Source organism: Shewanella sp. SM29, assembly GCF_025654245.1.
Lineage (GTDB): Bacteria > Pseudomonadota > Gammaproteobacteria > Enterobacterales > Shewanellaceae > Shewanella > Shewanella oncorhynchi.
In genome coordinates, this window is sequence record NZ_JAKKRN010000007.1 from 72,709 (window position 1) to 95,358 (window position 22,650).

24 protein-coding genes are annotated in these 22,650 nt (G+C 45.4%); 3 read left to right on the forward strand and 21 right to left on the reverse strand.

What is annotated here, in order from left to right:
• Positions 1-117 precede the first annotated feature (117 nt).
• The 11 genes from acpS to rpoE all read right to left on the reverse strand — a co-directional run bounded on the left by acpS (position 118) and on the right by rpoE (position 9,476).
• Positions 118-501 (reverse strand): holo-ACP synthase, encoded by a 384-nt coding sequence (gene acpS / locus L5L77_RS06765; protein ID WP_263200210.1) that lies wholly within the window; start codon positions 499-501, stop codon positions 118-120.
• Positions 501-1,238 carry a pyridoxine 5'-phosphate synthase gene (gene pdxJ / locus L5L77_RS06770; RefSeq protein ID WP_113940663.1) on the reverse strand — a complete coding sequence of 246 codons (738 nt, stop codon included), beginning with the start codon at positions 1,236-1,238 and terminating at the stop codon, positions 501-503. The genes acpS and pdxJ overlap by 1 nt, the downstream gene beginning before the upstream one ends.
• A 70-nt stretch (positions 1,239-1,308) precedes the next feature.
• On the reverse strand, positions 1,309-2,019 hold the full coding sequence (gene recO, locus L5L77_RS06775) for a DNA repair protein RecO (protein ID WP_263180810.1): 711 nt from the start codon (positions 2,017-2,019) through the stop codon (positions 1,309-1,311).
• Between the two features lie 28 nt (positions 2,020-2,047).
• On the reverse strand, positions 2,048-3,064 hold the full coding sequence (gene era, locus L5L77_RS06780; RefSeq protein ID WP_028760819.1) for a GTPase Era: 1,017 nt from the start codon (positions 3,062-3,064) through the stop codon (positions 2,048-2,050).
• Positions 3,061-3,741, reverse strand: a complete 681-nt coding sequence (gene rnc / locus L5L77_RS06785; protein ID WP_012088603.1) for a ribonuclease III — start codon at positions 3,739-3,741, stop codon at positions 3,061-3,063. Before rnc ends, era begins: the two co-directional genes overlap by 4 nt.
• Position 3,742: 1 nt before the next feature.
• Positions 3,743-4,660 carry a signal peptidase I gene (gene lepB / locus L5L77_RS06790; RefSeq protein ID WP_263184800.1) on the reverse strand — a complete coding sequence of 306 codons (918 nt, stop codon included), beginning with the start codon at positions 4,658-4,660 and terminating at the stop codon, positions 3,743-3,745.
• Positions 4,661-4,843: 183 nt separating this feature from the next.
• Positions 4,844-6,634, reverse strand: a complete 1,791-nt coding sequence (gene lepA, locus L5L77_RS06795) for a translation elongation factor 4 (RefSeq protein WP_028760822.1) — start codon at positions 6,632-6,634, stop codon at positions 4,844-4,846.
• Positions 6,635-6,800: 166 nt separating this feature from the next.
• The gene (locus tag L5L77_RS06800; protein WP_105249858.1) at positions 6,801-7,274 is read right to left on the reverse strand and encodes a SoxR reducing system RseC family protein; all 474 of its coding nucleotides are present in this window, start codon (positions 7,272-7,274) and stop codon (positions 6,801-6,803) included.
• Positions 7,275-7,284: 10 nt separating this feature from the next.
• A complete protein-coding gene (locus L5L77_RS06805) occupies positions 7,285-8,217 on the reverse strand; it encodes a MucB/RseB C-terminal domain-containing protein (RefSeq protein ID WP_028760824.1) in 933 nt (310 codons plus the stop codon).
• Positions 8,218-8,229: 12 nt separating this feature from the next.
• On the reverse strand, positions 8,230-8,856 hold the full coding sequence (locus L5L77_RS06810; RefSeq protein WP_263184801.1) for a sigma-E factor negative regulatory protein: 627 nt from the start codon (positions 8,854-8,856) through the stop codon (positions 8,230-8,232).
• Between the two features lie 41 nt (positions 8,857-8,897).
• Positions 8,898-9,476 (reverse strand): RNA polymerase sigma factor RpoE, encoded by a 579-nt coding sequence (gene rpoE / locus L5L77_RS06815; RefSeq protein ID WP_028760826.1) that lies wholly within the window; start codon positions 9,474-9,476, stop codon positions 8,898-8,900.
• A 190-nt stretch (positions 9,477-9,666) separates the two neighbouring features.
• Here rpoE and nadB point away from each other — a divergent pair, with 190 nt between their 5' ends.
• Positions 9,667-11,280 (forward strand): L-aspartate oxidase, encoded by a 1,614-nt coding sequence (gene nadB, locus L5L77_RS06820; RefSeq protein ID WP_168823426.1) that lies wholly within the window; start codon positions 9,667-9,669, stop codon positions 11,278-11,280.
• 28 nt (positions 11,281-11,308) lie between these two features.
• On the opposite strand, the gene L5L77_RS06825 is transcribed toward nadB, so the two are convergent.
• From L5L77_RS06825 to rppH, 10 genes are all read right to left on the reverse strand, one after another.
• Positions 11,309-11,749, reverse strand: a complete 441-nt coding sequence (locus L5L77_RS06825) for a protein YgfX (RefSeq protein WP_105249859.1) — start codon at positions 11,747-11,749, stop codon at positions 11,309-11,311.
• Positions 11,730-11,978, reverse strand: coding sequence for a succinate dehydrogenase assembly factor 2 (locus tag L5L77_RS06830; RefSeq protein ID WP_173246130.1), 249 nt, complete (start codon positions 11,976-11,978; stop codon positions 11,730-11,732). The genes L5L77_RS06825 and L5L77_RS06830 overlap by 20 nt, the downstream gene beginning before the upstream one ends.
• An 85-nt stretch (positions 11,979-12,063) precedes the next feature.
• A complete protein-coding gene (gene nhaR / locus L5L77_RS06835; protein ID WP_028760830.1) occupies positions 12,064-12,972 on the reverse strand; it encodes a transcriptional activator NhaR in 909 nt (302 codons plus the stop codon).
• 115 nt (positions 12,973-13,087) lie between these two features.
• Complete coding sequence (locus L5L77_RS06840; protein WP_212599984.1) at positions 13,088-13,474, reverse strand: hypothetical protein; 387 nt, start codon at positions 13,472-13,474, stop codon at positions 13,088-13,090.
• Between the two features lie 2 nt (positions 13,475-13,476).
• Positions 13,477-14,646 carry a Na+/H+ antiporter NhaA gene (nhaA, locus tag L5L77_RS06845; RefSeq protein WP_028760832.1) on the reverse strand — a complete coding sequence of 390 codons (1,170 nt, stop codon included), beginning with the start codon at positions 14,644-14,646 and terminating at the stop codon, positions 13,477-13,479.
• Positions 14,647-14,763: 117 nt separating this feature from the next.
• Positions 14,764-15,558, reverse strand: a complete 795-nt coding sequence (gene thyA, locus L5L77_RS06850) for a thymidylate synthase (protein WP_263184802.1) — start codon at positions 15,556-15,558, stop codon at positions 14,764-14,766.
• A complete protein-coding gene (gene lgt / locus L5L77_RS06855; protein WP_263184803.1) occupies positions 15,555-16,364 on the reverse strand; it encodes a prolipoprotein diacylglyceryl transferase in 810 nt (269 codons plus the stop codon). Before lgt ends, thyA begins: the two co-directional genes overlap by 4 nt.
• A 42-nt stretch (positions 16,365-16,406) precedes the next feature.
• Positions 16,407-17,207, reverse strand: a complete 801-nt coding sequence (locus L5L77_RS06860) for a sulfite exporter TauE/SafE family protein (RefSeq protein ID WP_263184804.1) — start codon at positions 17,205-17,207, stop codon at positions 16,407-16,409.
• A 59-nt stretch (positions 17,208-17,266) separates the two neighbouring features.
• A complete protein-coding gene (gene ptsP / locus L5L77_RS06865) occupies positions 17,267-19,501 on the reverse strand; it encodes a phosphoenolpyruvate--protein phosphotransferase (RefSeq protein ID WP_105249864.1) in 2,235 nt (744 codons plus the stop codon).
• Positions 19,502-19,524: 23 nt separating this feature from the next.
• Positions 19,525-20,049, reverse strand: a complete 525-nt coding sequence (gene rppH / locus L5L77_RS06870; RefSeq protein WP_006080762.1) for an RNA pyrophosphohydrolase — start codon at positions 20,047-20,049, stop codon at positions 19,525-19,527.
• Between the two features lie 690 nt (positions 20,050-20,739).
• Here rppH and mutH point away from each other — a divergent pair.
• Together mutH and L5L77_RS06880 are read left to right on the forward strand one after the other, a co-directional pair.
• Positions 20,740-21,411, forward strand: coding sequence for a DNA mismatch repair endonuclease MutH (mutH, locus tag L5L77_RS06875; RefSeq protein WP_263184805.1), 672 nt, complete (start codon positions 20,740-20,742; stop codon positions 21,409-21,411).
• Between the two features lie 122 nt (positions 21,412-21,533).
• Positions 21,534-22,601 (forward strand): adenylate/guanylate cyclase domain-containing protein, encoded by a 1,068-nt coding sequence (locus tag L5L77_RS06880; RefSeq protein ID WP_105249866.1) that lies wholly within the window; start codon positions 21,534-21,536, stop codon positions 22,599-22,601.
• The last annotated feature ends 49 nt before the right edge of the window (positions 22,602-22,650 follow it).

The window sequence follows — 22,650 nt, forward strand, 5'->3', positions numbered from 1 at the left end:
GTAAAAGTAAATAAATTGTTGCATTCAGTAATTTGGCACTGATTTGGATACCCATCCAGAAATGAAAAAAGGAACCCTAAGGTTCCTTTTTTACCGCCAACAGACACAAACTCAGGTTTATTGAGACTCTATGATTACCGTCGCAATCGCATAGGACTTCTCATCGGCAATAGAGATATGCCCAACCGTCGCTTTAAGCTGCTGTAAGCGCGTCAGCGCACCCTCGGTAAAGTGAATCGTCGGTGCACCATCCTCATTGTTGCCAATGTGAATATGCTGAAACGACACGCCGCGGCCAATACCCGTACCGAGCGCTTTGGCTGCGGCTTCTTTTGCCGCAAAACGCTTGGCAAGATAACGACTTGGCTGACTATGGGCAGTATAAATGGCTAACTCTGCCTCGGTCAGCACACGCTTAGCTAGCTTATCGCCTGCGCGTGCCACATGGACCTGAATACGCTCAATCTCGACGATATCTGTGCCTAGGCCGACAATCGCCATTATTCGCCTCGACGACCTTCAAGCATTAACACTTTCATGTCTTTCACTGCTGTCGCCAAACCGTCAATGGCGGCACGTGCGACAATCGCATGGCCGATATTGAGTTCATATAACTCAGGAATCGCCGCGATGGGTTTCACGTTGTGATAATGCAAACCATGACCCGCGTTAACCACTAAACCTTTGCCATGGGCGTATTTTGCCATTTCGCTAATACGCGCTAACTCAATAGCTTCTTCTGCTTCCGTTTTTGCATCGGCATAACAGCCTGTATGAATTTCAATAAGCGGTGCGCCAGAAGCAACAGCGGCATCAATTTGGGTTTTATCGGCATCGATAAATAAGGAGACTTGAATACCCTCAGCAGCTAAACGAGTCACTGCAGCAGTGATTTTATCTAACTGCCCCGCCACATCTAAGCCGCCTTCAGTGGTGACTTCTTGACGTTTTTCTGGCACTAAACAGACATAGGTTGGCTTAATTTCACAGGCGATGTTAAGCATTTCTTCGGTCACAGCGCATTCAAAATTCATGCGGGTTTTCAAGGTTTTTGCCAACAAATATACATCGCGGTCTATGATGTGGCGTCTGTCTTCACGCAAATGGATAGTGATGCCATCGGCGCCAGCATGTTCAGCAACGGCAGCAGCATGCACAGGATCAGGATAACTGGTGCCACGGGCTTGGCGCAGAGTAGCAATATGGTCGATATTCACGCCCAATAAGATACGGCTCATCGGGAACTCCTTAATGTTTAACGCTGATATTGCGGCCTATTGTACTGAGGCTCACGCTAAAAAACAGGAGCTAGGGCGAATTATTCCCATCAATCTTAGTTGGTACGGCTGTGCTGGCGAACAATTGTCGACTCAACAAAGGTTTAGTCCCGAGTAATGGCGTTAACAGGGAGCGCATCAACAACTTGGCGCTCAAAAAATGTGCGTCGGTGAGCTGGTTATCGTTAAGCGCCGTCAACATTGCCCCTTGGTAGGCGTTGCGAGCACGGGAGTTAAGCACAAATTGAAAACCTAACTCAGGCACGAGTTGGTAATAATCATCAGGTACGAGTGGTTCACCTTGAGTATCGCGGCTAAGAGAAGGCATAAAACCTAATTCCCGCAGCAAGGCGAGCTCAATATAACGCAGTTGGGATTGGCAAAACTTCGCGGCAAGGCCGACTAAGGCTTGATGATAAATGAGGAACAACTCTTCGGCATTGTGCTGTACAGACAAAGTGCGAACCAATAACTCATTGATATACATACCAGCAAACAAACTTTGGCCAGAAAGAGGCACAGCAGGCGCAGCGGCTTCGACTTGAGTTAAGGTTTTTAATTCAGACTTACCGCTAAATTCGAAGATCAGCGGTTGAAAGGGCTGGAGAATACTCTTGATAGAGCGCTTACCGCTGCCGGTTCGGGCAACCACATCGACCCGTCCAATGCCGTCAACTAAAAGGTTAACTAAGACACTGGACTCTCGATATGGGCGATGATGTAGAACGTAGCCACGTTTCATCGGTAAGCGCGCTCGCTGGAATTAATGCTTAATCGTCGCCGTAACCTAAGCTACGCAGGGCGCGTTCATCGTCGGCCCAACCGGATTTCACTTTCACCCACACTTCGAGGAAGACTTTATTATCAAACAAGGTCTCCATGTCTAAGCGAGCTTGAGTTGCGATAGTACGAATACGTTCGCCCTTGCTACCGATCACCATACGTTTTTGACCTTCACGCTCAACGAGGATCAAGGCATTAATTTGATAAACGCCATTTTCCATCATCTTGAACTGTTCAATCTCAACTGTCGCATCATAGGGTAATTCATCACCTAAGAAGCGCATCAGTTTTTCACGCACAATTTCCGACGCCATAAAACGTTGCGAACGATCGGTAACATAGTCTTCAGGGAAGAAGAAAGGTCCTTCAGGAATCGACGCCGCCGCCAGCTCTAAAATGCGCTTAACGTTAGTGCCTTTACTGGCAGAAATCGGCAAAATTTCATCGAAAGGATATTTTTTAGCAACTTCTTCCAAATACGGGAATAGCGATTCTTTGTCTTTGATATTGTCGACTTTATTGATCGCCAGAATTGTCTGACGCTCTTCACCGCCACGGCGTAATTTACTCAACACCATCTCATCATCGGCGGTCCACGTCATGCCATCGACCACAAAAATCACCATAGCTACATCGGCAAGCGAACTGGCTGCTGCGCGGTTCATCAGGCGGTTAATCGCCCGCTGCTCTTCTATGTGTAAACCTGGTGTATCGATAAACACAATTTGCTTCGGACCATCGGTATGAATACCCATGATACGGTGGCGCGTGGTTTGTGGCTTTTTAGAAGTAATACTTACCTTCTGACCAAGCAAACGGTTGATTAACGTTGATTTACCGACGTTAGGGCGACCAATGATCGCCACCATGCCACAATAAGTGACATCGTATTGGGCCGACGGCGTTGGCGCGGCCGCATTCATCCTTGCCAGTAATTCATCTAAACTCGGCTCAGTTGCCGCTTTTGCAGCATCGATACCTGACAAGTCTGTTTTTTTGGTCATTTCTTTAGTAACTCCAATACTTGAGCGGCCGCGATTTGCTCGGCTTTGCGGCGTGAACTCGCCACACCAATGACGCTTTGGCTCAAGTCTTCAATACGACATTCAACGGTAAATGTCTGATCGTGGGCATCGCCTTCTATGTTGATTACTTGGTAATCAGGCAGCGGCTTTTTAAACCCTTGTAAATGTTCTTGCAGTAATGTCTTAGCGTCTTTCTGGCTGATCCCAGGTTGGATTTCGGCCAAACGCTCGGCATACCATTTCAGCAGTAATGCACGGCAAACTTCGAGATCGGAATCAAGGTAAACGGCGCCAATAATGGCTTCAACCGCATCGGCAAGAATCGACTCGCGTCTAAATCCGCCACTTTTCAACTCGCCAGGACCGAGATATAAATAATCGCCGAGCTTAAACTCTTGGGCGATGATAGTTAAGGTATCACCGCGAACTAAGGTGGCACGCATCCGGCTTAAATCGCCTTCGGTTGCCTTCGGAAACTGATGATATAAAGCATCAGAAATCACAATAGATAAAATTGAATCACCTAAAAACTCTAAGCGTTCATTGTGTTTATTTGCCGCACTTCTGTGGGTCAGCGCTTGAGTCAAAAGCTCAATATTCTTGAACTCATAACCTAAAGTACGACACAAACGTGGCAAATTTTTAATCGGTTCCATGCTATTTAATTCCACCTACACGCTCAAAACGTACACCGCTTGGCACCCAAGTTGGGAGGAAGTCGGCTTTTGAACGGTCAAATTCAAAACTAATCCAAATCGCTACCGCTTTACCAACAAGGTTCTCTTCTGGCACAAAGCCCCAGAAACGACTGTCGGTACTGTTATCGCGGTTATCACCCATGGCAAAGTAATGGCCTTCTGGCACTAAAAACTCACCCGCGGGTAAATTACCTTCGCGCTTAAAATATCCCAGCATGTCGGGACGACTTGGGTTGATCAAAATATCGTGGGCGACCTCGCCCAGTTGCTCCGTGTAACGCAGTAATGGCACGCCATCTTGGCTGTAATCACCACGACTGATTTCAGTACGGGCGATAACTTGTGGTTCTGGGCAAGCTGTTTGCTCAACGCCACAGGCCTTCTGGATCATCAACTGCTTGTTACGGTAAATAATTCTATCACCCGGTAAACCGACAACACGCTTAATGTAGTCAATTTGCGGATTTTCAGGATATTTAAATACCACCACATCACCGCGTTTGGGCTCGCCAGTTTCAACCAGTTTAGTGCGCCATACGGGATCTTTAAGCCCATAACTAAATTTTTCCACCAGAATGAAGTCGCCCACTAAGAGGGTTGGCATCATAGAACCCGATGGGATTTGAAATGGCTCATAAATGAATGAACGTAGGATCAACACAAAGGCAATCACAGGGAAGATAGAATGCGCGGTTTCGACTATGGTCGACTCACGAATGATTTGGTACTCAGCTTCTTCAGTTAAATTCGCTTGTGATGTCTTTGCTAACGCTAAACTCTCACGACGCTTTGGGGCGAAAACGAGCACATCGACTAACCAAATAAGTCCTGAGATCAGGGTGATTAGCACTAGAATAATGGAAAAATACGCTGCCATTGCTTATTGAACTCCTGCCTTAAAAATAATTAAAGGTGCCTAACTCAGCGAATATTATACTTTAGTTAACTTACCGTATTCGACCTTGGTAAACCAAAGTGATAAACCAATGCGATAACCTAACTAAAGCGCCGCAAACAGCGGCGCAATAGTCAACTAAATTGTCACTTCTTATACTAACGATTACTCGTTTAGCTTAAGTACCGCTAAGAATGCTTCTTGTGGCACCTCAACGTTACCTACTTGCTTCATCCGTTTCTTACCCTCTTTTTGTTTATTTAAGAGTTTTTTCTTACGAGAAACGTCGCCGCCATAACACTTAGCCGTTACGTCTTTACGCAGGGCTTTCACGGTTGAACGTGCAATAATTTGACTGCCCACCGCCGCTTGAATCGCAATATCAAACATCTGACGTGGAATAAGTTCTTTCATCTTATCCACTAAGGCTAAACCACGGTGACGAATGTTTGATCTATGGATAACCATAGCCAAGGCGTCGACTCGGTCGCCGTTGATGAGAATATCTAAACGCACCATGTCTGCAGGATCGAAACGAATAAAGTTATATTCGAGGGATGCATAGCCACGGCTAGTGGACTTCAAACGGTCGAAGAAGTCCATGACCACTTCCGCCATTGGCAGATGGTAAGTTACAGCCACTTGGTTACCGTGGTAAACCATGTTCACTTGGGTGCCACGTTTTTCAATACACAGGGTAATCACGTTACCTAAGTATTCTTTTGGCACTAAAATGTTGGCCTCAACAATCGGCTCACGCATTTCTTCAATGTTGTTAATCGCAGGCAGATCAGACGGGTTATCAACGTAAATCGTTTCACCGCTGGTCATAACAACTTCGTACACTACGGTTGGCGCAGTGGTGATCAACTCTAGGTTGTATTCACGCTCTAAACGCTCTTGTACGATTTCCATGTGGAGCAGGCCTAAATAGCCAATGCGGAAACCAAAACCGAGTGCCGATGAACTTTCAGGTTCAAAGAATAATGACGCATCGTTCAGGCTGAGTTTGTTCAACGCATCACGGAAGTTTTCATATTCGTCGGTCGAAATTGGGAATACGCCAGCGTATACCTGTGGCTTCACTTTCTTAAAACCAGGTAACGGCTTTTCAGCACCATTTTTGGCTAAAGTTAACGTATCGCCCACGGGCGCGCCGTGAATTTCCTTCAGACCCGCAATCACAAAGCCGACTTCACCGGTTTTAAGTTCGGTTTTGTCAGTTTGTTTTGGCGTGAAAATACCCACGCGATCCGCAGTGTGGTTTTGCCCTGTAGACATTACCTTAAACTTGTCACCTTTTTTCAGGCTACCGTGTTTAATTCGCACTAACGACACTACGCCTAAGTAATTATCAAACCAAGAATCGATGATCAAGGCTTGCAATGGTGCGTCAGGATCGCCTTCTGGCGGTGGAATTTTGGCAACAATGACTTCTAAAACCTCATCGACACCGACACCGGTTTTAGCCGAACAACGCACAGCATCCATCGCATCAATACCGACGATATCTTCAATCTCGGCAGCAACACGTTCTGGATCGGCTTGTGGTAAGTCAATCTTGTTTAAAATGGGTACCACATCTAGATTCATATCCAGCGCGGTATAACAGTTTGCCAGTGTCTGAGCTTCAACGCCCTGACCCGCATCAACCACCAGCAAAGCACCTTCACAGGCAGCTAATGAGCGCGAGACCTCGTAGGAGAAGTCAACGTGACCTGGGGTATCAATAAAGTTGAGTTGATAGACAAGGCCATCTTTGGCTTTATAATCCAAAGTGACACTTTGTGCCTTAATCGTAATACCACGCTCACGTTCTAGATCCATAGAATCTAAAACTTGAGAATCCATTTCACGGTCGGTTAAACCGCCACAAACCTGAATAAGACGATCTGATAGCGTCGATTTACCATGGTCGATATGGGCAATAATTGAGAAGTTTCTAATTTGTTTCATTATGCTGCAATGACTAATACTGAAAATGGATACGGTTTAAAGGAGCGAAATTGTACCTGATTGCGGTTTCAATACCAATCACATTCACTCCTACTTAAGACAGGCCGATAAAACAACGCCCAAAACCGCAGTTAGCTGCTATTTGATAAAAAATAAAACATTGAAATTATTGAGCTAATTCGTTTAAATTGATGCTCCTACCTAAATAGGCCAAAATCACAGGCTGAGCATCAACTTCTAAACGTTTAGCCTGTTGCTTACCAAAAGACCACGCAATCAAGGCACCAACGGCCGCAAAGCCCATGGCACCTAGGTTAGGATTAAACTCAAGCAACTGGCCTAAAAATTGTCCTAATGCTGCGCCGACAAACAGGCCAAACAGCGGCATTAAATAGATTAATGCCGCGGCTTTGAGGATCACGCTCTCGGGAAGGCCTAATTTGAGTAATTCACCAGCCTCGCAGCGGCGGTCACTCTGAATAGAAAATTGCTGGGTTTTCGAGGAAAAAGCCTGAGCGACTGCAGAGGTCCCGCAAGACTCACTGTTACTGCAGCTCTTGCAGGTACTCTTAAGTTCCACTTCAACCGTCAACCAGCCTTGACTATCACTGGAGACGACTCTGGCAATTTCTTCCATCATAATCGGCGTCCTATTCTAGCGTCAGACTTTTAGCAATGCGCGTTAGAGTTTCTGTCGGCACTTTACCCACAGCAACCACTTCGGCATTACCGACTTTTTCTGAGACTAACGACAAGCCATTACGGGTAATTAATTCTTCAGGCAATGGACTCGTGCCCGCACGCGCCACATAAACAGAAATATTTGCCAGTCCATCGGTCAGTGCTATGTATTCCACCGCTTCGTGACTGCCAATTAATCTATGGTGGTCGCGCACTACCACAGTAAAACCTGCGGGTAACCAAGCAAATTGCCAGTTTTGACCGTCTTGGCGCTCGGCTTGATCGATAACTGCCGGCCACTCTTGCTTATAGGCCTCTTGCAAAATGGCTGGCGGCTCGCTGAATTCAATGAGTTCAATCACCATGATCTGCTCAAGTAATTGCTTATCTTGAGTCAGCATGTCGTATCTCAGCGGTAGATAGGTTTCCATATCAAGCCAAATTTGAAAGCCATAACGGAATTCATCATTAGGCAACAGGCGGATCATCTGCCCCGGACGCCCAGCGATACGGGTACGGCCACCGAGTACAAACTGATAACCCACTTCTAAGTCCGCCATATTGGCAGAGAAAGCAGCGGGCCAGACACCTTGAATATGATTAGAAACGATACTATACGCAGGCTCATCGTGCTCAATAAAGGTGACACGATTACCGACACGCACTGCATTTTTGGGTGGACCGTTAAGGTATTCTAGAAAGGCAACTTCTTGATTATTCACCTTACCGTGCAGGTAAACCAAAGGCCGAATATGATCGGCCTGAAGTTGAATAATCGATGCTTTAAACTCTTTCTCTCGTAAAGCCTGACTCATTTTCTCGAGCCAAGCTTTGGCAGGCATGTCCTCCTGCGCGGTTGCAGGAAAGACCAAGGCTAATAAAGCCAACAGGATTAGACGCAAGCTAACTCCTCGTTATTGATTGACCGGAACGGGTACGACCTCGGTATTGTCCTCTACAACCGCACCAGTATTCAATCGTTGTTGCAACATATGATCTTGGATATAAGTATTAATTCGGCGACGTTGCTCATTCACCTGATCATTGGTATAGCCTTGATTCTGTTGTACAGGACCGGTTTGTAGGCTCACAGGTGATGCGCTACCAATAAGCGGCCTTGTAATTAACACGGGCGATGGTGACGCGGCATCATCGGCGGTTTGATTGTAATTCTGCACACCCACAATCGCAAACATAGCAACCGTCGCAGCAATGGCATATTGACCAAATTGCTTAAATAAAGGTATGACGCGGCTTTGCTCCGAATTGGCGGCAATTTGTGGCGTTACAGGTGCAGCAACGTTAGACGCATGATGCTTAGGCGCAACTATCGCTGGCTCAAGTTCAATGGCGGCAGCAATGCTAGCAGAGAGATCTAACACAATATTCTGCGGCAACTCGCCACGCATGGCATCGCCTATCATATGATAGTTATGCCATTTATCATGTGAATGTGTATCAGCAGATAACTCTGCCATGGTCTGCGCATCAGTCTCTCCATCGACTGCGGCAGATACCCATTCTTGACCTAATTTATCCATTTTTCACCTGTCTAAATATAAGGGTTTCTTAAAATAAGAATTTAGGCTTCCAGCAAAGGCTGGAGCTTTTTATCGATTGCTTCTCGTGCTCGGAAGATACGTGATCTTACGGTCCCGACAGGACAATCCATGACTATGGCAATATCTTCGTAACTCATACCATCGAGTTCACGCAATGAGATGGCCATTCGTAATTCTTCAGGCAAGGTCTCTAATGTATCGAAAATCACTTTTTTGATTTCATCCGATAACATTAGCCGTTCTGGGGAGGCAAACTCCTTCAGCGCGTCACTACCTTCGTAATATTCGGCATCTTCTGCATCAACATCATTCGCAGGCGTTCTACGCCCCTGTGATACGAGATAATTCTTCGCAGTGTTTACTGCGATGCGGTACAACCAAGTATAAAATGCACTTTCACCGCGAAAGTTTGGCAAAGCTCTGTAAGCTTTGATAAACGCTTCCTGTGCGACATCAGCAACGTCCGCTTGGTTCCGTACATAACGGGATATCAAGCTAATGACTTTACTTTGATATTTAAGCACTAACAGGTTAAAAGCGTTTTTATCACCTTGTTGTACGCGCTCAACTAATTGTTGATCACTTAATTGTCCACTCATCCGAGCCGACTTCTCCTAAATCTAAAATGCTGATTTCTCAGTCGCTCGAATCATATTCACTTATGTAGACTCGCGGGCTTTGAAAAAGTTCTAAAAATTATACAAAAAAAGTAAGGTAAAAAGGAAAGTACCCATAATCGGTGAGTTGGTTTACCATAGTTGGCACTCTTCAGTCACATCATGATACCCGATGAAACAAGTAGTTGAACACCAATCTGACATATTAGTCATAGGTAGCGGTGCCGCAGGTCTGACACTAGCTTTGCATCTTGCTGAAAAAGCAAAAGTAATTCTGCTTTCAAAAGGCCCACTCTCGGAAGGGTCGACTTACTACGCCCAAGGCGGTATCGCCTCCGTCTTCGACGAAAGTGACACTATCGAATCCCATGTTGCAGACACCTTAATCGCAGGGGCGGGTTTATGTGACAAAGACGTTGTCACTTTCACGGCTGAAAATGCCAAGAGTGCGATGCAATGGCTTATCGAATGTGGCGTCGCCTTCGATAAAGAAGAAACCACAGACGGGAACGCAAAAGATGCACCTTACCATTTAACCCGTGAAGGCGGCCATAGCCACAGACGTATTCTGCATGCTGCCGATGCCACAGGCAAAGAAGTGCAAACCACACTGCAAGAACGCGCACTCGCCCACCCCAATATTCAAGTTTTAGAACGCTATAACGCCATCGACCTCATCACCACCCGTAAATTAAATCGCCCAGGTAATCGTGTGTTAGGCGCTTATGTCTGGAATCGCAATGAAGAACACGTCGAAACCGTTAAGGCTAAGTTTGTCGCGTTAGCGACTGGTGGTAGCTCTAAGGTTTATCAATATACCTCAAACCCTGATGTCGCCAGCGGCGATGGTATTGCCATGGCATGGCGTGCAGGTTGCCGCGTGGCGAATATGGAGTTCAACCAATTCCATCCGACGTGCTTGTACCACGCAGATGCGCGCAACTTCTTACTCACCGAAGCCCTGCGTGGTGAAGGGGCTTATCTGCGTCGTCCAGATGGCAGCCGTTTTATGCCGGACTTTGATGAACGTGCCGAATTAGCTCCCCGTGATATCGTTGCCCGCGCCATCGACTATGAGATGAAACGTCTGGGTGCCGACTGTGTGTATCTGGATATCAGCCATAAAGATGCTGACTTTGTGATGAAGCATTTCCCGACCATCTATAGCCGTTGCTTAGAGCTGGGAATCGATATCACTAAAGATGCGATTCCTGTCGTGCCTGCTGCTCACTATACCTGCGGTGGAGTAATGACAGATATGCACGGTCAGACGGATCTCAATGGTCTCTATGCTATTGGTGAAGTCGCCTATACGGGCTTACATGGTGCCAATCGTCTGGCGAGTAACTCGTTACTCGAATGTTTAGTGTTTGCCCGTGCGGCGTCACAGGACATAGAAAGCCAACTGCATAAAATTCAAATCCCGGGACAAATTCCAGCATGGGATGAAAGTAAAGTGTCGAACTCGGATGAGGAAGTGGTCATCGCCCATAACTGGCACGAACTGCGGTTATTCATGTGGGACTACGTTGGAATTGTACGCTCTGATAAACGTCTGGAGCGAGCACTGCGCCGCTGCCTGATGTTACAGCAAGAAATTCAGGAATATTACAGTAACTTCAGGGTTAGCAATAACTTGCTCGAATTACGTAACTTAGTGCAAGTGGCCGAATTAATTATTCGCTGTGCCATGGAGCGTAAAGAAAGCCGTGGACTGCATTTTAATATCGATCATCCAGAGAAATTAGACGCGCCTCGCCCGACTATTTTACTACCAGAAAAGTAACCGCATAGGTGACTTCATCATAAACAGACTAAATCTCAGAATGAGGTTTAGTCTGTTGCATTTTAGCCCGCAGCAACAGCCGACATAAATGTCGATAGTCAGTATCATTTAACATATCAGCCCAAACCAGCAAGAGCCGCAGCTGAGTATCCACTTCGATATAAATCAAGCAAACAAAGGGCGTGACCCAAGTGCGTTTTAGTACCTGAAAGTGCTCCCCCGTTGACAAACGTCCCTCGCCTTTATCACTCAGCACAAAATCTAAACGCCAATGCTGCAGTCGCCACAACTGCGACAGCAAAAAAATACTAACAAGTACGATAAACAAATATTTAAGCAGAGATAAGGCGATAATGTCGCTTTGGGGCCAAAGCAGAAATGAGCTAGAACAGACACCAATAAAAACGACCAACGAGAGTCGTTGGTCGAAAGAGGCTTTTACACTGAAACTATGGTGCCGGTCTTCCACGGACTTTCACTATCATACGAGCCAGTTCAATATCAGGGCACACTTCATGGCCCATAAACCAAGCAAACAATTCTGGATCTTCACATTCCAACAAACGGATAAACACGGTTTTATCTTCATCGGACATTTCTTGATAGAAGTTTTCAACAAAAGGTTGAAGCAAGACGTCTAATTCCAGCATCCCACGGCGACATGCCCAGCGAACCCTTGCGATGTTCATTAATTCCAAGGTATTTCTCCCAACACAGATTTGGCATTAGTCTATCAGTTCACTGACTAAAGTGTCGATTAACCCTTCATATTGACTTACAAAATTAGCATTGTTGTACTTGCGTATCGAGCCCCTCAAAGAGATCGCTAAAATCTGTATCCAATAATCGCTTTACCGCAGGATGTTGGATCATACGTTCGGCAAACATCACATGGTATTCCTCTTTCACATCGGTGGTTTCACCGAGCAAATTCATACCATGGGAAATCACTTCTTGGCGATAAATCGACGGAGTGACAAAAATACCTCGTTTAAGGTAACCAAAGGCTTTCATCATGGCCGCATCATCGAACTCGCCCAAAATACTGACTTTAAGATTTTGCTCGTCAAACCAGCGATATAGCTGTTGTCCGAGTGAAGTTCTACGGCCGGGGATTAATAGCTGGCCTTGTTCTAAACAGGCAGGAAAATCAGCGCTATAAGTCTCAGCGGAGAAAAAACTCACGCCACACTCGCCTAATTTTTTAGATAAAATTTCAGGGTATTTCAGTGACTCACCTGCACAATCCGAAAGGATCATATCCAGTTTATGCTCACGTAAACGCGCCATTAGGCTCTCGTGAGTCGCCTCATAGCAGGCTAAGTGCATAGAATTGTCATTAGGCACTACGGATAATAAAACTCGGCTGACTAAAGCTTTAGATAAGGCATCGGCAATACCCACCTCGAATAACATGGCATCCGCTTTTTGATAGTTAAGTAAATCGAGCATTTCATAGCTAAGGCTAAACATCTTATCGGCGTAGCGAAAAACCAATTCACCTAATTCTGTCGCCTCCAATGTCCGCCCGACTCGCTTGAACAGACTGCCGTTTAACCTATCTTCTAAGGCACGAATTTGCCCCGTTATCGTTTGCGGCGTCAAACATAGGGCTTCGGCCGCCTTCGCGACTGAGCCCTTTTTCTTAATCATCCAAAAATAATACAAGTGGTTATAATTCAAGTGCAGCATGCTAACCCGCTGTTAATGCTCCCTCAAACGCCAAAGCGCTGAGGGGTTACTGTGTTATTTTAAACTCGATTAGTTTAAAATCAGATGATTAAAAACCTGATGATTCCCAGTCAAGTTACTTTAAACGCTGGCAGTCGAGTAAGTTAGTAACTATGCCTTGTAACTGCTCCAAATCGGCAGCATTCCCCAGACTTACCGCTTCAGTGACTCCTGAAACTAAAACGTTACGTTCTGGAATACGTTCGGCGCAATAGGTTCGATTCGCTTCTTGGAAACGTTTACCACCGCGATACTTAAGTGCCCTCGATTCATAACCATTAGTTTCTAATCTCGCCCCTAAGGAATCAGATTTAAACATCAAAGCGCCATCCACTATCCCTTCAAGATAGCTTTGGCAAGTCTGCGAGTTTGCATCCTGATTACAGGCCGAAATTTGCGATGCCGTCGCGGATGTCGATAAACATAAGAGCGTTGCTATTCCCATTAATTTCAACTTTATCATAGTTATACTCCTTTATTAGGTAACACTTTTGATAACCAGAAATACCCGACTAACGCTGCCATAATCGAACCGATTAAGGTCCCTAGGCGTGCTAAGTCACCGTACATAGGGTCTGCATGTTCAAAGGCTAACGACGCAATAAACATAGACATAGTAAAACCAATACCGCACATGGCCGCGACGGGGGCAATTTGCTTCCAACCTACGCCATCGGGCAATTGAGCTAATTTTAGTTTCACCGCAATAAAGCTAAATAACATTACACCGATTGGCTTACCTAACATCAGGCCCAATGCAATACCAACAGGAACAGGAGAAATTAACGTCTCCAAATTCATATTGCCGACATAAACGCCCGCATTGGCAAAAGCAAACACTGGCAAAATGAGGAAAGTACTCCAAGGATGCAAACTATGCTCTAAGCCTTCTGAGGGTGAACTGCCATCCTTTGCCCGCAATGGAATACAAAAAGCAATGATGACGCCAGCCAGAGTCGCATGCACTCCAGACTTAAGTACGGCAACCCAAAGAATTAACCCTAAGATGCCATAGGGTAAAAGTGAAGTAACCCCTTTGCGGTTTAACCCGACCAGGCCCGCAATCGCTAAACTGGCAATCACTAAACTGATGGTTGATAAGTCAGTACTGTAAAACAGCGCGATAATCACTATGACGCCTAAGTCATCGATGATAGCTAAAGCAAGTAAGAAGACTTTCAGTGAAACAGGAACGCGGCTTCCGAGCAGCGCCATAATACCTAAGGCAAAGGCAATATCGGTCGCGGCAGGAATCGCCCAGCCCGCTTGTGTGACAGGATCACCGTAGTTAAACAGTAAGTACACACCAGCAGGGACTAACATGCCGCCAATGGCTGCAAAGGTAGGCAGGGAAGCTTGAGCGACACTTGATAAGGCGCCTTCAAGTAACTCACGTTTCACTTCTAAACCAATCAGCAAAAAGAATATGGCCATCAAGCCATCGTTTATCCACAGGATAAGTGGCTTGTGTATGTTGAGCTCGCCAATTTTGACTTGAACGTCAGTGCCTAAAAAGCCTTGATAAAGTCCAGATAAGGGGGAATTGGCCATCAGCATGGCTAAGGCAACAGCAACCAATAACAGGATACCGCCAGCCGACTCTTGGCTCAGAAAATTTCTAATTGCTTTTTCCATCTTGCACTCCTAAAAATCATAATGAATTGAGTGTAGACGAATTGTAATAACAAATATAATCGTAAGTTTCTACCTAACACCTCGGTTATCCCGAAGTGTTAGACTAAAAAACATACTTCACACAGCAACAGGGGCTTTAATATGAGGGTGTGGAGCGTAGTTTGTTAATTCAAAATCATCGAATTGATAGTCAAAAATCGACTCAGGTCTGCGTACAATAGTCATAGTCGGCAGCGGTTTTGGATCACGACTTAACTGCAGTGCCGTCTGTTCCATATGATTAGAATATAAATGGGTATCGCCACCCGTCCACACAAAATCACCTAAGGCCAAGTCACATTGCTGGGCGACCATCATAGTTAACAAAGCATAACTGGCAATATTAAATGGCAAACCAAGAAACACATCACAACTACGCTGATACAGCTGACAAGATAATTTACCATCGGCTACATAGAACTGAAAAAACGCGTGGCACGGTGCCAAAGCCATTTTATCCAGTTCGCCCACGTTCCACGCAGAAACGATAAGACGGCGAGAATCTGGCTGAGATTTTATCTGGGCGATAACTTGCGAAATCTGATCGATAGCATCACCACTCTGGGTTGGCCAACTGCGCCACTGGGCACCATAAACTGGGCCCAAATCGCCATTATCATCGGCCCATTCATCCCAAATGCTGACCTTGTTTTCGCGTAAATAGCCAACGTTAGTTTCACCCTTCAGAAACCACAGCAATTCATGGATGATAGAGCGCATATGGCATTTTTTGGTGCTCACCAAAGGAAAACCTTTGCTCAAATCGAAGCGCATTTGATAGCCAAATACCGAGCGAGTCCCAGTACCTGTGCGATCCGATTTATCCACGCCTTCGGCTAATATGTGCTTCATTAAGTCTAAATACTGTTTCATTGCTGCTTACCTTGCTTACGAAAAATCAAGTACAAACCGATTAACACCATAGGCACAGAGAGTATCTGCCCCATAGTCATAAATCCCCAGTAGAGTCCCAACTGTGTGTCGGGTTGCCTCACAGTTTCAACCATAATACGGAACATACCGTAACCGACTAAGAACATACCAGAGACCGCACCGACTGTATCGGTACGTTTGCTAAACCAGTAAAGTAATAGGAATAATGCTACGCCTTCAAGGGCGAACTGATACAACTGGGATGGATGACGTGGGTCAGGCCCACCGGTTGGAAACACCATAGCCCAAGGCACATCAGTGGTTCGTCCCCAAAGCTCGCCGTTAATAAAGTTACCAATACGACCAGCGCCTAAACCAATAGGCACAACAGGTGCCACCATATCGGCGACAGCAAAAAAAGTACGTTTTTGTTTCCACGCGATATAAAGCATCGCCGTAATCACGCCCATCAAACCGCCGTGGAAGGACATGCCACCTTCCGAGATTTTAAATAAATAGAGGGGACTGGCGAGGAAATAATCGAAATGATAAAAAAGCACGTAACCGATACGACCACCTAAAATCACCCCAAGAAAACCATAAAAGAGTAAATCTGAAACTTGCTCCCGCGTCCATATCCCTTTTGAACGGTCGGCTTGGCGGTTCAACAACCACATGGCCGCAACAAATCCGACTAAATAGGTAAAACCATACCAACGCAGTGCCGGTTCAAAGGTTTGTCCAAAAAGATTAAACGGTCCAAATGAAACGATCACGGGATCGATATTGGGGAAACTCAACGCCATAACACATCCATTAGCAGCCTAAAACAAAGATAAACATAAAAACTAGGTCAGAATTAACTTAAGGCCGACACATAGAAGTAACAATGCAAATATCTTTTTAAGTACAGGTGTTGGCCAAGTGCTCGCCGCTTTTACCCCCACAGGCGCCATCAAGACAGAAGTGATTACTAAACCAAACAATGCAGGTAAATAGATATAGCCTAAGGTACCATAGGGCAACTCAGGGGCATTCATTCCTGCAATAATATAGCCGAAACTGCCAGAAAGAGAGATTAAGAAGCCCATCGCCGCAGAAAAGCCCACGGCTTGACGCATCTGTAAACCATAAAAAGTCAAAAATGGCACTATCAATATACCGCCACCTATCCCGGTCAAACCTGCCAAAACTGCAACAAAAGCCGATACGACAAAAAGCACTACTGAATTAGGTAATTGACGATTTGATTCGGTCTTAACGGGATAAGCCATTTGAATTGTCATTAAAATCACAAAGATGGCAAAACCTTGTTGTAACTTATCAGCGGGAATACGCTCAGCAATAAAACCTGAAGCCAGCGCGCCTATAATCAGGCCCGGTAACATTGATTTGAATAAATTCCAAGGCACATTGCCACGCTTATGGTGGGCACGTGCCGACGAAATAGAGGTGAGAATAATGGCTGCTAGCGAAGTGGCAATTGCAATATGGGGGAGCTGAGTAGAGCTAATACCGACCGATGGCAAAATATAAAGCAGTGCCGGCACTACAATCAAGCCGCCACCGATACCTAATAATCCAGCCATAAAGCCGACAAATGCGCCTAAAGCCAAGCAAATAAAGAACACCAACAACAAACTATCCACACGAGTACCTACAGCGTGATAAATTGAGGGCCTTAGCTTAAAGCAAAACACAGCATTAGTTAATTAAGAATTGTTGCGAGACCCTGCTGGGTCAAATATTCTTTAACCAGCTCACGCACTTGGAAGCCGTTTGATAGGCTCAGCGCTTTAGCAAGTAATTGATCTAAATCGGCCCGCGCAACACGTCGCAATAGATAATTGATCCGCGCTAAACTGCCCTGATTCATACTCAACTGATCGTATCCCATAGCCACCAGCAAAATGGCTCCCATAGGTTCGCCCGCGAGCTCTCCACAGATACTAATATCGAGTTTATGGTATCGACAATCGAGGTGCGCCTGATGCAAAGCCCGCAATATTCCAGGATGATAACTGTCAAATAACGAGCTCACCCGCGGGTTATTACGGTCAACAGCCAGCAAATATTGGGTTAAATCATTACTACCAACAGAGACAAAATCCACTCGTTTTGCCACATCATCCAACTGATATAACATGGCAGGCACTTCGAGCATAATGCCTATTCGTGGCATCACTATGTCGCTGTTAACATCGTTTTTTAATTCAACATAGGCTTGTTGCAAATATTCTAAGGATTGATCGATTTCATCTAAGTTGCTGACCATAGGCAGCAAAATACTTAACTGTTTACCGTCTCCCCCAGCCTGTAGCATGGCCCGTAACTGCACCAAAAACAGCTCAGGATGATCCAGAGACAAGCGAATCCCGCGCCATCCTAGGAAAGGATTGTCTTCTTTAATCGGGAAATACGGTAAAGGTTTATCGCCTCCCACATCTAAAGTACGCATCACCACAGGTCGACCGGACGCGGCCGATAAGACCTGTTGATAGACTTTGACTTGCTCAGATTCACTCGGGAAGCGCTGTTGCAACATAAAAGGAATTTCAGTGCGATAAAGCCCAATACCGTCGGCGCCCTCTGCAATTTCAGAAGCCACACCACTGAGTAATCCCGCATTGAGATACAAGCGAATACGTGAACCATCTAAGGTTACAGAAGGCAGCGCTAATTCTTGGGCATACTGGCGTTGCAAGGCTTTTTGTGCCGAAATCAGGCTACGATACTCACCGACAATAGCAGGTGATGGCGACACCAATAACTGACCACGGCTTGCGTTTACGACCAAAAGTTTTTGGTCAATATTGGCGGATAACAGTTGCTCTACACCTGTAATAGCAGGCACACCTAAGGCACGGGCTAAAATGGCGGCATGGGAGTTTACGCCACCAAGCTCAGTGACAATACCCGCAAGCTTTTGCCTTGGGAACTCAGCCAACATAGTCGCATCGGCTTCACGGGTAATGAGGATTACAGGTTTATCGGGCTCAAGCTCTAGACGTTCTGGCTCAATAAGTTGGCGCAATACTTTTTGACCTAAGTCGCGAATATCGCTAGCCCGCTCCTTAAGGTAAGGGTCTTCCATTGCTAAAAACTGTTGAATATAACGTAGAGACACTCGGCTCACCGCCGACTCAGCAGCCCAACCTAATTGCACTTCACGGGTATATTCGCCGCCTAAACTAGCATCATCGAGCAGTAACTGTAATGCATTGAAAATGGAGACAACTTCGTCATCTTGCTCACGATCAAACCGTTGAGATAAGGCACCTATCGCTTCTTTACAACGCACCATAGCCGTGGTTAAGCGGCTCGATTCATAGGCAATATCGTCAGAACGCACCTCAGGCTGTTCAAGGGGAATTTCCCCACCAAGTACGAAGGCATACGCAATGGCGATACCGTTTGATGCTGAAGTACCTTGAAACAGAATTTGTTGATGATGGGAGCTGACTTGTGCTTTTTGTTTTAAGCCACGCACCGCCATCGCTAATTGGGCGGCGAGCGTCATCAGGAAGGCTTCTTCGCCCTCACTGAATTGGCGAGCACTCGCCTGCTGTACCACTATCACCCCAACCACAGCCTTCTGATAGATAATAGGTACAGCTAAAAAAGCGCGGTATTCTTCTTCGGCGACTTCAGGAAAAAGCTTAAACCTTGGATGAAGCCGAGCATCGGCTAAATTAACGGCCTCTTCTCGCTGGGCAGCGAGTCCAACTAAACCTTCAGTCAGCGGCATACGTACTCGACCAACGGCGCTTTTTTCAAGGCCATCGGTTGCAGATAACACGAGTTCTTGCTCTTCTAGGATATAGATGGAGCAACATTGGGTTTCCATCGCCGCTTTAGTCGATGAAACTAAGATTTCTAATGCGGTTTCCAAACTGTGGGCTGATGCCACAGCCTGAGTAATATCCCTAAGCGTATTTAACACTGTTTTCAATCCTCTTTTGAAAATCAGCCCGTTGTTTTTTGTCTTCCCCGTTTCCTAGGTATTTCTAGGGTTTGGAATGACAATGCCGTTACCGCAAACTCTTTCATCACCTTACGATAAACATCACGCTTAAATGACACCACTTGCCGCACAGGATACCAATAACTTACCCAGCGCCAATCGTCAAATTCAGGATGTCCAGAAGAACTCAAATTAATCGCACTATCTTGGCTTTTCAGTTGTAACAGAAACCACTTTTGTTTTTGCCCGATACACACAGGTTTACTGTCTTGCCTCACTAAACGCTTTGGCAAACGATAGCGCAACCAAGAACGTGTCGAGGTTAATATATGCACGTGTTCAGGTCTTAGGCCCACTTCTTCATACAACTCACGGTACATAGCCTCTTCTGCTGTCTCGCCATCATCGACGCCACCTTGAGGAAATTGCCATGAGTGTTGACCGAAACGTCTAGCCCACATGACTTGGCCATATCTATTACAAATTATAATGCCCACATTTGCGCGAAAGCCGTCGCTATCAATCACATGGACTCCAAATCACATTAAATTTTAATAAACTGATTGTTTCATAAAGCTAGTCTCTCAGCAAACCTCTATTTTATCCTAAGCTTTGGATAACATCTGACTTAAAAGACATTTATCAACAACGCTAGGGGATGAAATCCGGGGATATCCACATTTTCTGTGGATATCTCTGTTTGAAACTCAGGTGAACTTGTTATAACGTTCAAAAAACATCTATTTACCATCATTTTAAAAAATTAGAGTTAAAACTTAATAACAAATAAATTCATAGCCTTGCATTTTTATCACGATTTATTTTAGACTGAAAAACCAATAAAGCTCATTATTTGACCAGCAAGAAGTATTTCTATCATTCTCGCGATATAACTCAACTTTATACACAAATAGTGTCCACAACTGTCCACAAAAGCCAGAATAAATGCACTTTATTCGCATTGACTTAGGGTTTTTATTAGGTTAAGAGGCTCACTTTACTGAGTTATCCATAATATCTGTGGATAAGTATGTGGGGAACGCAAGGGAAAGCAGAGAGTAACTTTGAACACTTTTTTGCAAAACGGGGGTTAACACGGATATAAAATTTAAAATCAGTCACTTAGAATAAAAACATTCGGTACAAGTTAATCCACCCTGTAGGGCTCATTTTTTAACCACCATTGCTAAGCAGTTATTTTTAAGTAAAATCCAGCCATGAATCGAATTATCCCCCCCGAGAATCTATCTGAACTACTCGAACGTGCCAACATGATGGCGGGCGTGAGTTTGGCGCAGATAGCAAGCCAAAGAAGCATTCGTGTCCCCAAGGATCTTAAACGCAATAAAGGTTGGGTCGGTCAATTAATCGAAATGGAATTAGGCGCAACGGCGGGTTCTAAACCTGAGCAAGATTTTCTGCATTTAGGGGTCGAGCTTAAAACTATCCCCATTGATACACAGGGGCGACCGCTGGAGACCACTTATGTCTGCGTGGCGCCGCTATCGAATATCCAAGGATTAACCTGGCAAAACAGCTTAGTCTGCCATAAGTTACAGCGAGTACTTTGGGTACCCGTTGAAGGAGAGAGGCATATTCCTGTGGGTGAGCGCCGTATAGGTACGCCAATATTGTGGGAACCGGATCCGCACGAGTTGCAATTACTGCAACAGGATTGGGAAGAGATCATGGAGCTTATCGCCCTCGGAAAAGTAGAGAGGCTTACAGCGCGCCACGGAGAAGTGCTGCAATTGCGACCTAAGGCCGCGAATAGTAAGGCGTTAACACAAAGCATTGCCGAAGATGGTAGCCTCAAAATGACCAACCCTAGGGGCTTTTATTTAAAGACCAGTTTCACTGCTATAATACTTAATAAGGTATTTGGTTAATTTTTAGTAACGATATGGACTTGGATTGATCCAGATCACAAATTTCACTGGCACTAAGGTGACTCTTTTCTATAAACTACGGCATCCTGAAATCACAGCCGTATTCGGATACCAATCAAGCAGTGAGAGCACGTAGACAAGCGAAAAAACTCCTTTTTGCGATTTTAGCTTGGGCGATTGCCATGGCTGCATTCGTGTTTTTTCGATATGCCCAATCACCAGAGCTGCCCCAATGGGCGGTAAGTTCGGCTGATCTCGCAACACTTGCTATCTACATGGGGATTATTTTCGGCAGCTTACATTGGATGTCGAACGTCATTGCCGATTTCAGTGCAATCAATCGTCTCCCCTATGTGTTTTCAGTCATCTTTAAGGGCTTGTTTTTATTACTGGGTGCTACGACGTTAGCTTATATGACTCAGTTTTTAAATATGTGGGCCATCGAAAATCACATGTCGACCCTCAGACAAATGCTGACGGCGCACATTCTCTATAGTCCTTCATTCCAAGCATTGATCGTATATTTGGTCGTCGTACGAGTCAGCTTAGCTTTTGTCGAACAAATGGCATTATTAGTCGGGCCGCGTATTTTACTCAACATAGGCCTTGGTAAATACCATAAGCCAAGATATGAGCAGCGCTTATTCCTCTATTTAGACATGGTCGCCTCAACCACACATGCCGAATCACTTGGCGATTACCGCTTTAGTCGATTGATCCAAGACAGCTTTAGTTTACTTTCAGATACTGTGTCCAATAACGAAGCTGAAATCTACCGCTATATGGGAGATGCAGTGCTGCTTCACTGGCCATTAGAAGAAGGGATAGTTCACGACCGCTGCATGAATATCTATTTTGAATTTAGCCAACAACTGAACTGGCAACGCCGCTACTTTGAAGAGCATTATGGCTTTGTGCCGAAATTTAAAGCGGCGGCCCATTGTGGCCAAGTCGTCGCTGCAGTTGTTGGTGTACAGAAACAAGAAATTAGTTTCTTTAGTGACGTGCTCAATACCTTAGCAAGACTGCAAGACCAATGTAATCCACTAGGACAGCGCATGTTGATTTCGGGTGCACTCGCGGGACGTTTAGATAACCCCAACACTCAGTATCACCTATCAAATCTAGGCCCAGTCAAACTCAAAGGGAAACAACACTCAATTGAAGTGTTTGGCGTTTCCCCGCTCTGATTTGTAATCGACTTTAAGCTTTAGCTTGAATTAATGCTTTGCAGTTACA

Coding starts and splice junctions, on each gene's coding strand:
- acpS (WP_263200210.1), bottom strand. CDS start 501: ATGGCGATTGTCGGCCTAGGCACAGATATCGTCGAGATTGAGCGTATT.
- pdxJ (WP_113940663.1), bottom strand. CDS start 1,238: ATGAGCCGTATCTTATTGGGCGTGAATATCGACCATATTGCTACTCTG.
- recO (WP_263180810.1), bottom strand. CDS start 2,019: ATGAAACGTGGCTACGTTCTACATCATCGCCCATATCGAGAGTCCAGT.
- era (WP_028760819.1), bottom strand. CDS start 3,064: ATGACCAAAAAAACAGACTTGTCAGGTATCGATGCTGCAAAAGCGGCA.
- rnc (WP_012088603.1), bottom strand. CDS start 3,741: ATGGAACCGATTAAAAATTTGCCACGTTTGTGTCGTACTTTAGGTTAT.
- lepB (WP_263184800.1), bottom strand. CDS start 4,660: ATGGCAGCGTATTTTTCCATTATTCTAGTGCTAATCACCCTGATCTCA.
- lepA (WP_028760822.1), bottom strand. CDS start 6,634: ATGAAACAAATTAGAAACTTCTCAATTATTGCCCATATCGACCATGGT.
- L5L77_RS06800 (WP_105249858.1), bottom strand. CDS start 7,274: ATGATGGAAGAAATTGCCAGAGTCGTCTCCAGTGATAGTCAAGGCTGG.
- L5L77_RS06810 (WP_263184801.1), bottom strand. CDS start 8,856: ATGGATAAATTAGGTCAAGAATGGGTATCTGCCGCAGTCGATGGAGAG.
- rpoE (WP_028760826.1), bottom strand. CDS start 9,476: ATGAGTGGACAATTAAGTGATCAACAATTAGTTGAGCGCGTACAACAA.
- nadB (WP_168823426.1), top strand. CDS start 9,667: ATGAAACAAGTAGTTGAACACCAATCTGACATATTAGTCATAGGTAGC.
- nhaR (WP_028760830.1), bottom strand. CDS start 12,972: ATGCTGCACTTGAATTATAACCACTTGTATTATTTTTGGATGATTAAG.
- L5L77_RS06840 (WP_212599984.1), bottom strand. CDS start 13,474: ATGATAAAGTTGAAATTAATGGGAATAGCAACGCTCTTATGTTTATCG.
- nhaA (WP_028760832.1), bottom strand. CDS start 14,646: ATGGAAAAAGCAATTAGAAATTTTCTGAGCCAAGAGTCGGCTGGCGGT.
- thyA (WP_263184802.1), bottom strand. CDS start 15,558: ATGAAACAGTATTTAGACTTAATGAAGCACATATTAGCCGAAGGCGTG.
- lgt (WP_263184803.1), bottom strand. CDS start 16,364: ATGGCGTTGAGTTTCCCCAATATCGATCCCGTGATCGTTTCATTTGGA.
- mutH (WP_263184805.1), top strand. CDS start 20,740: ATGAATCGAATTATCCCCCCCGAGAATCTATCTGAACTACTCGAACGT.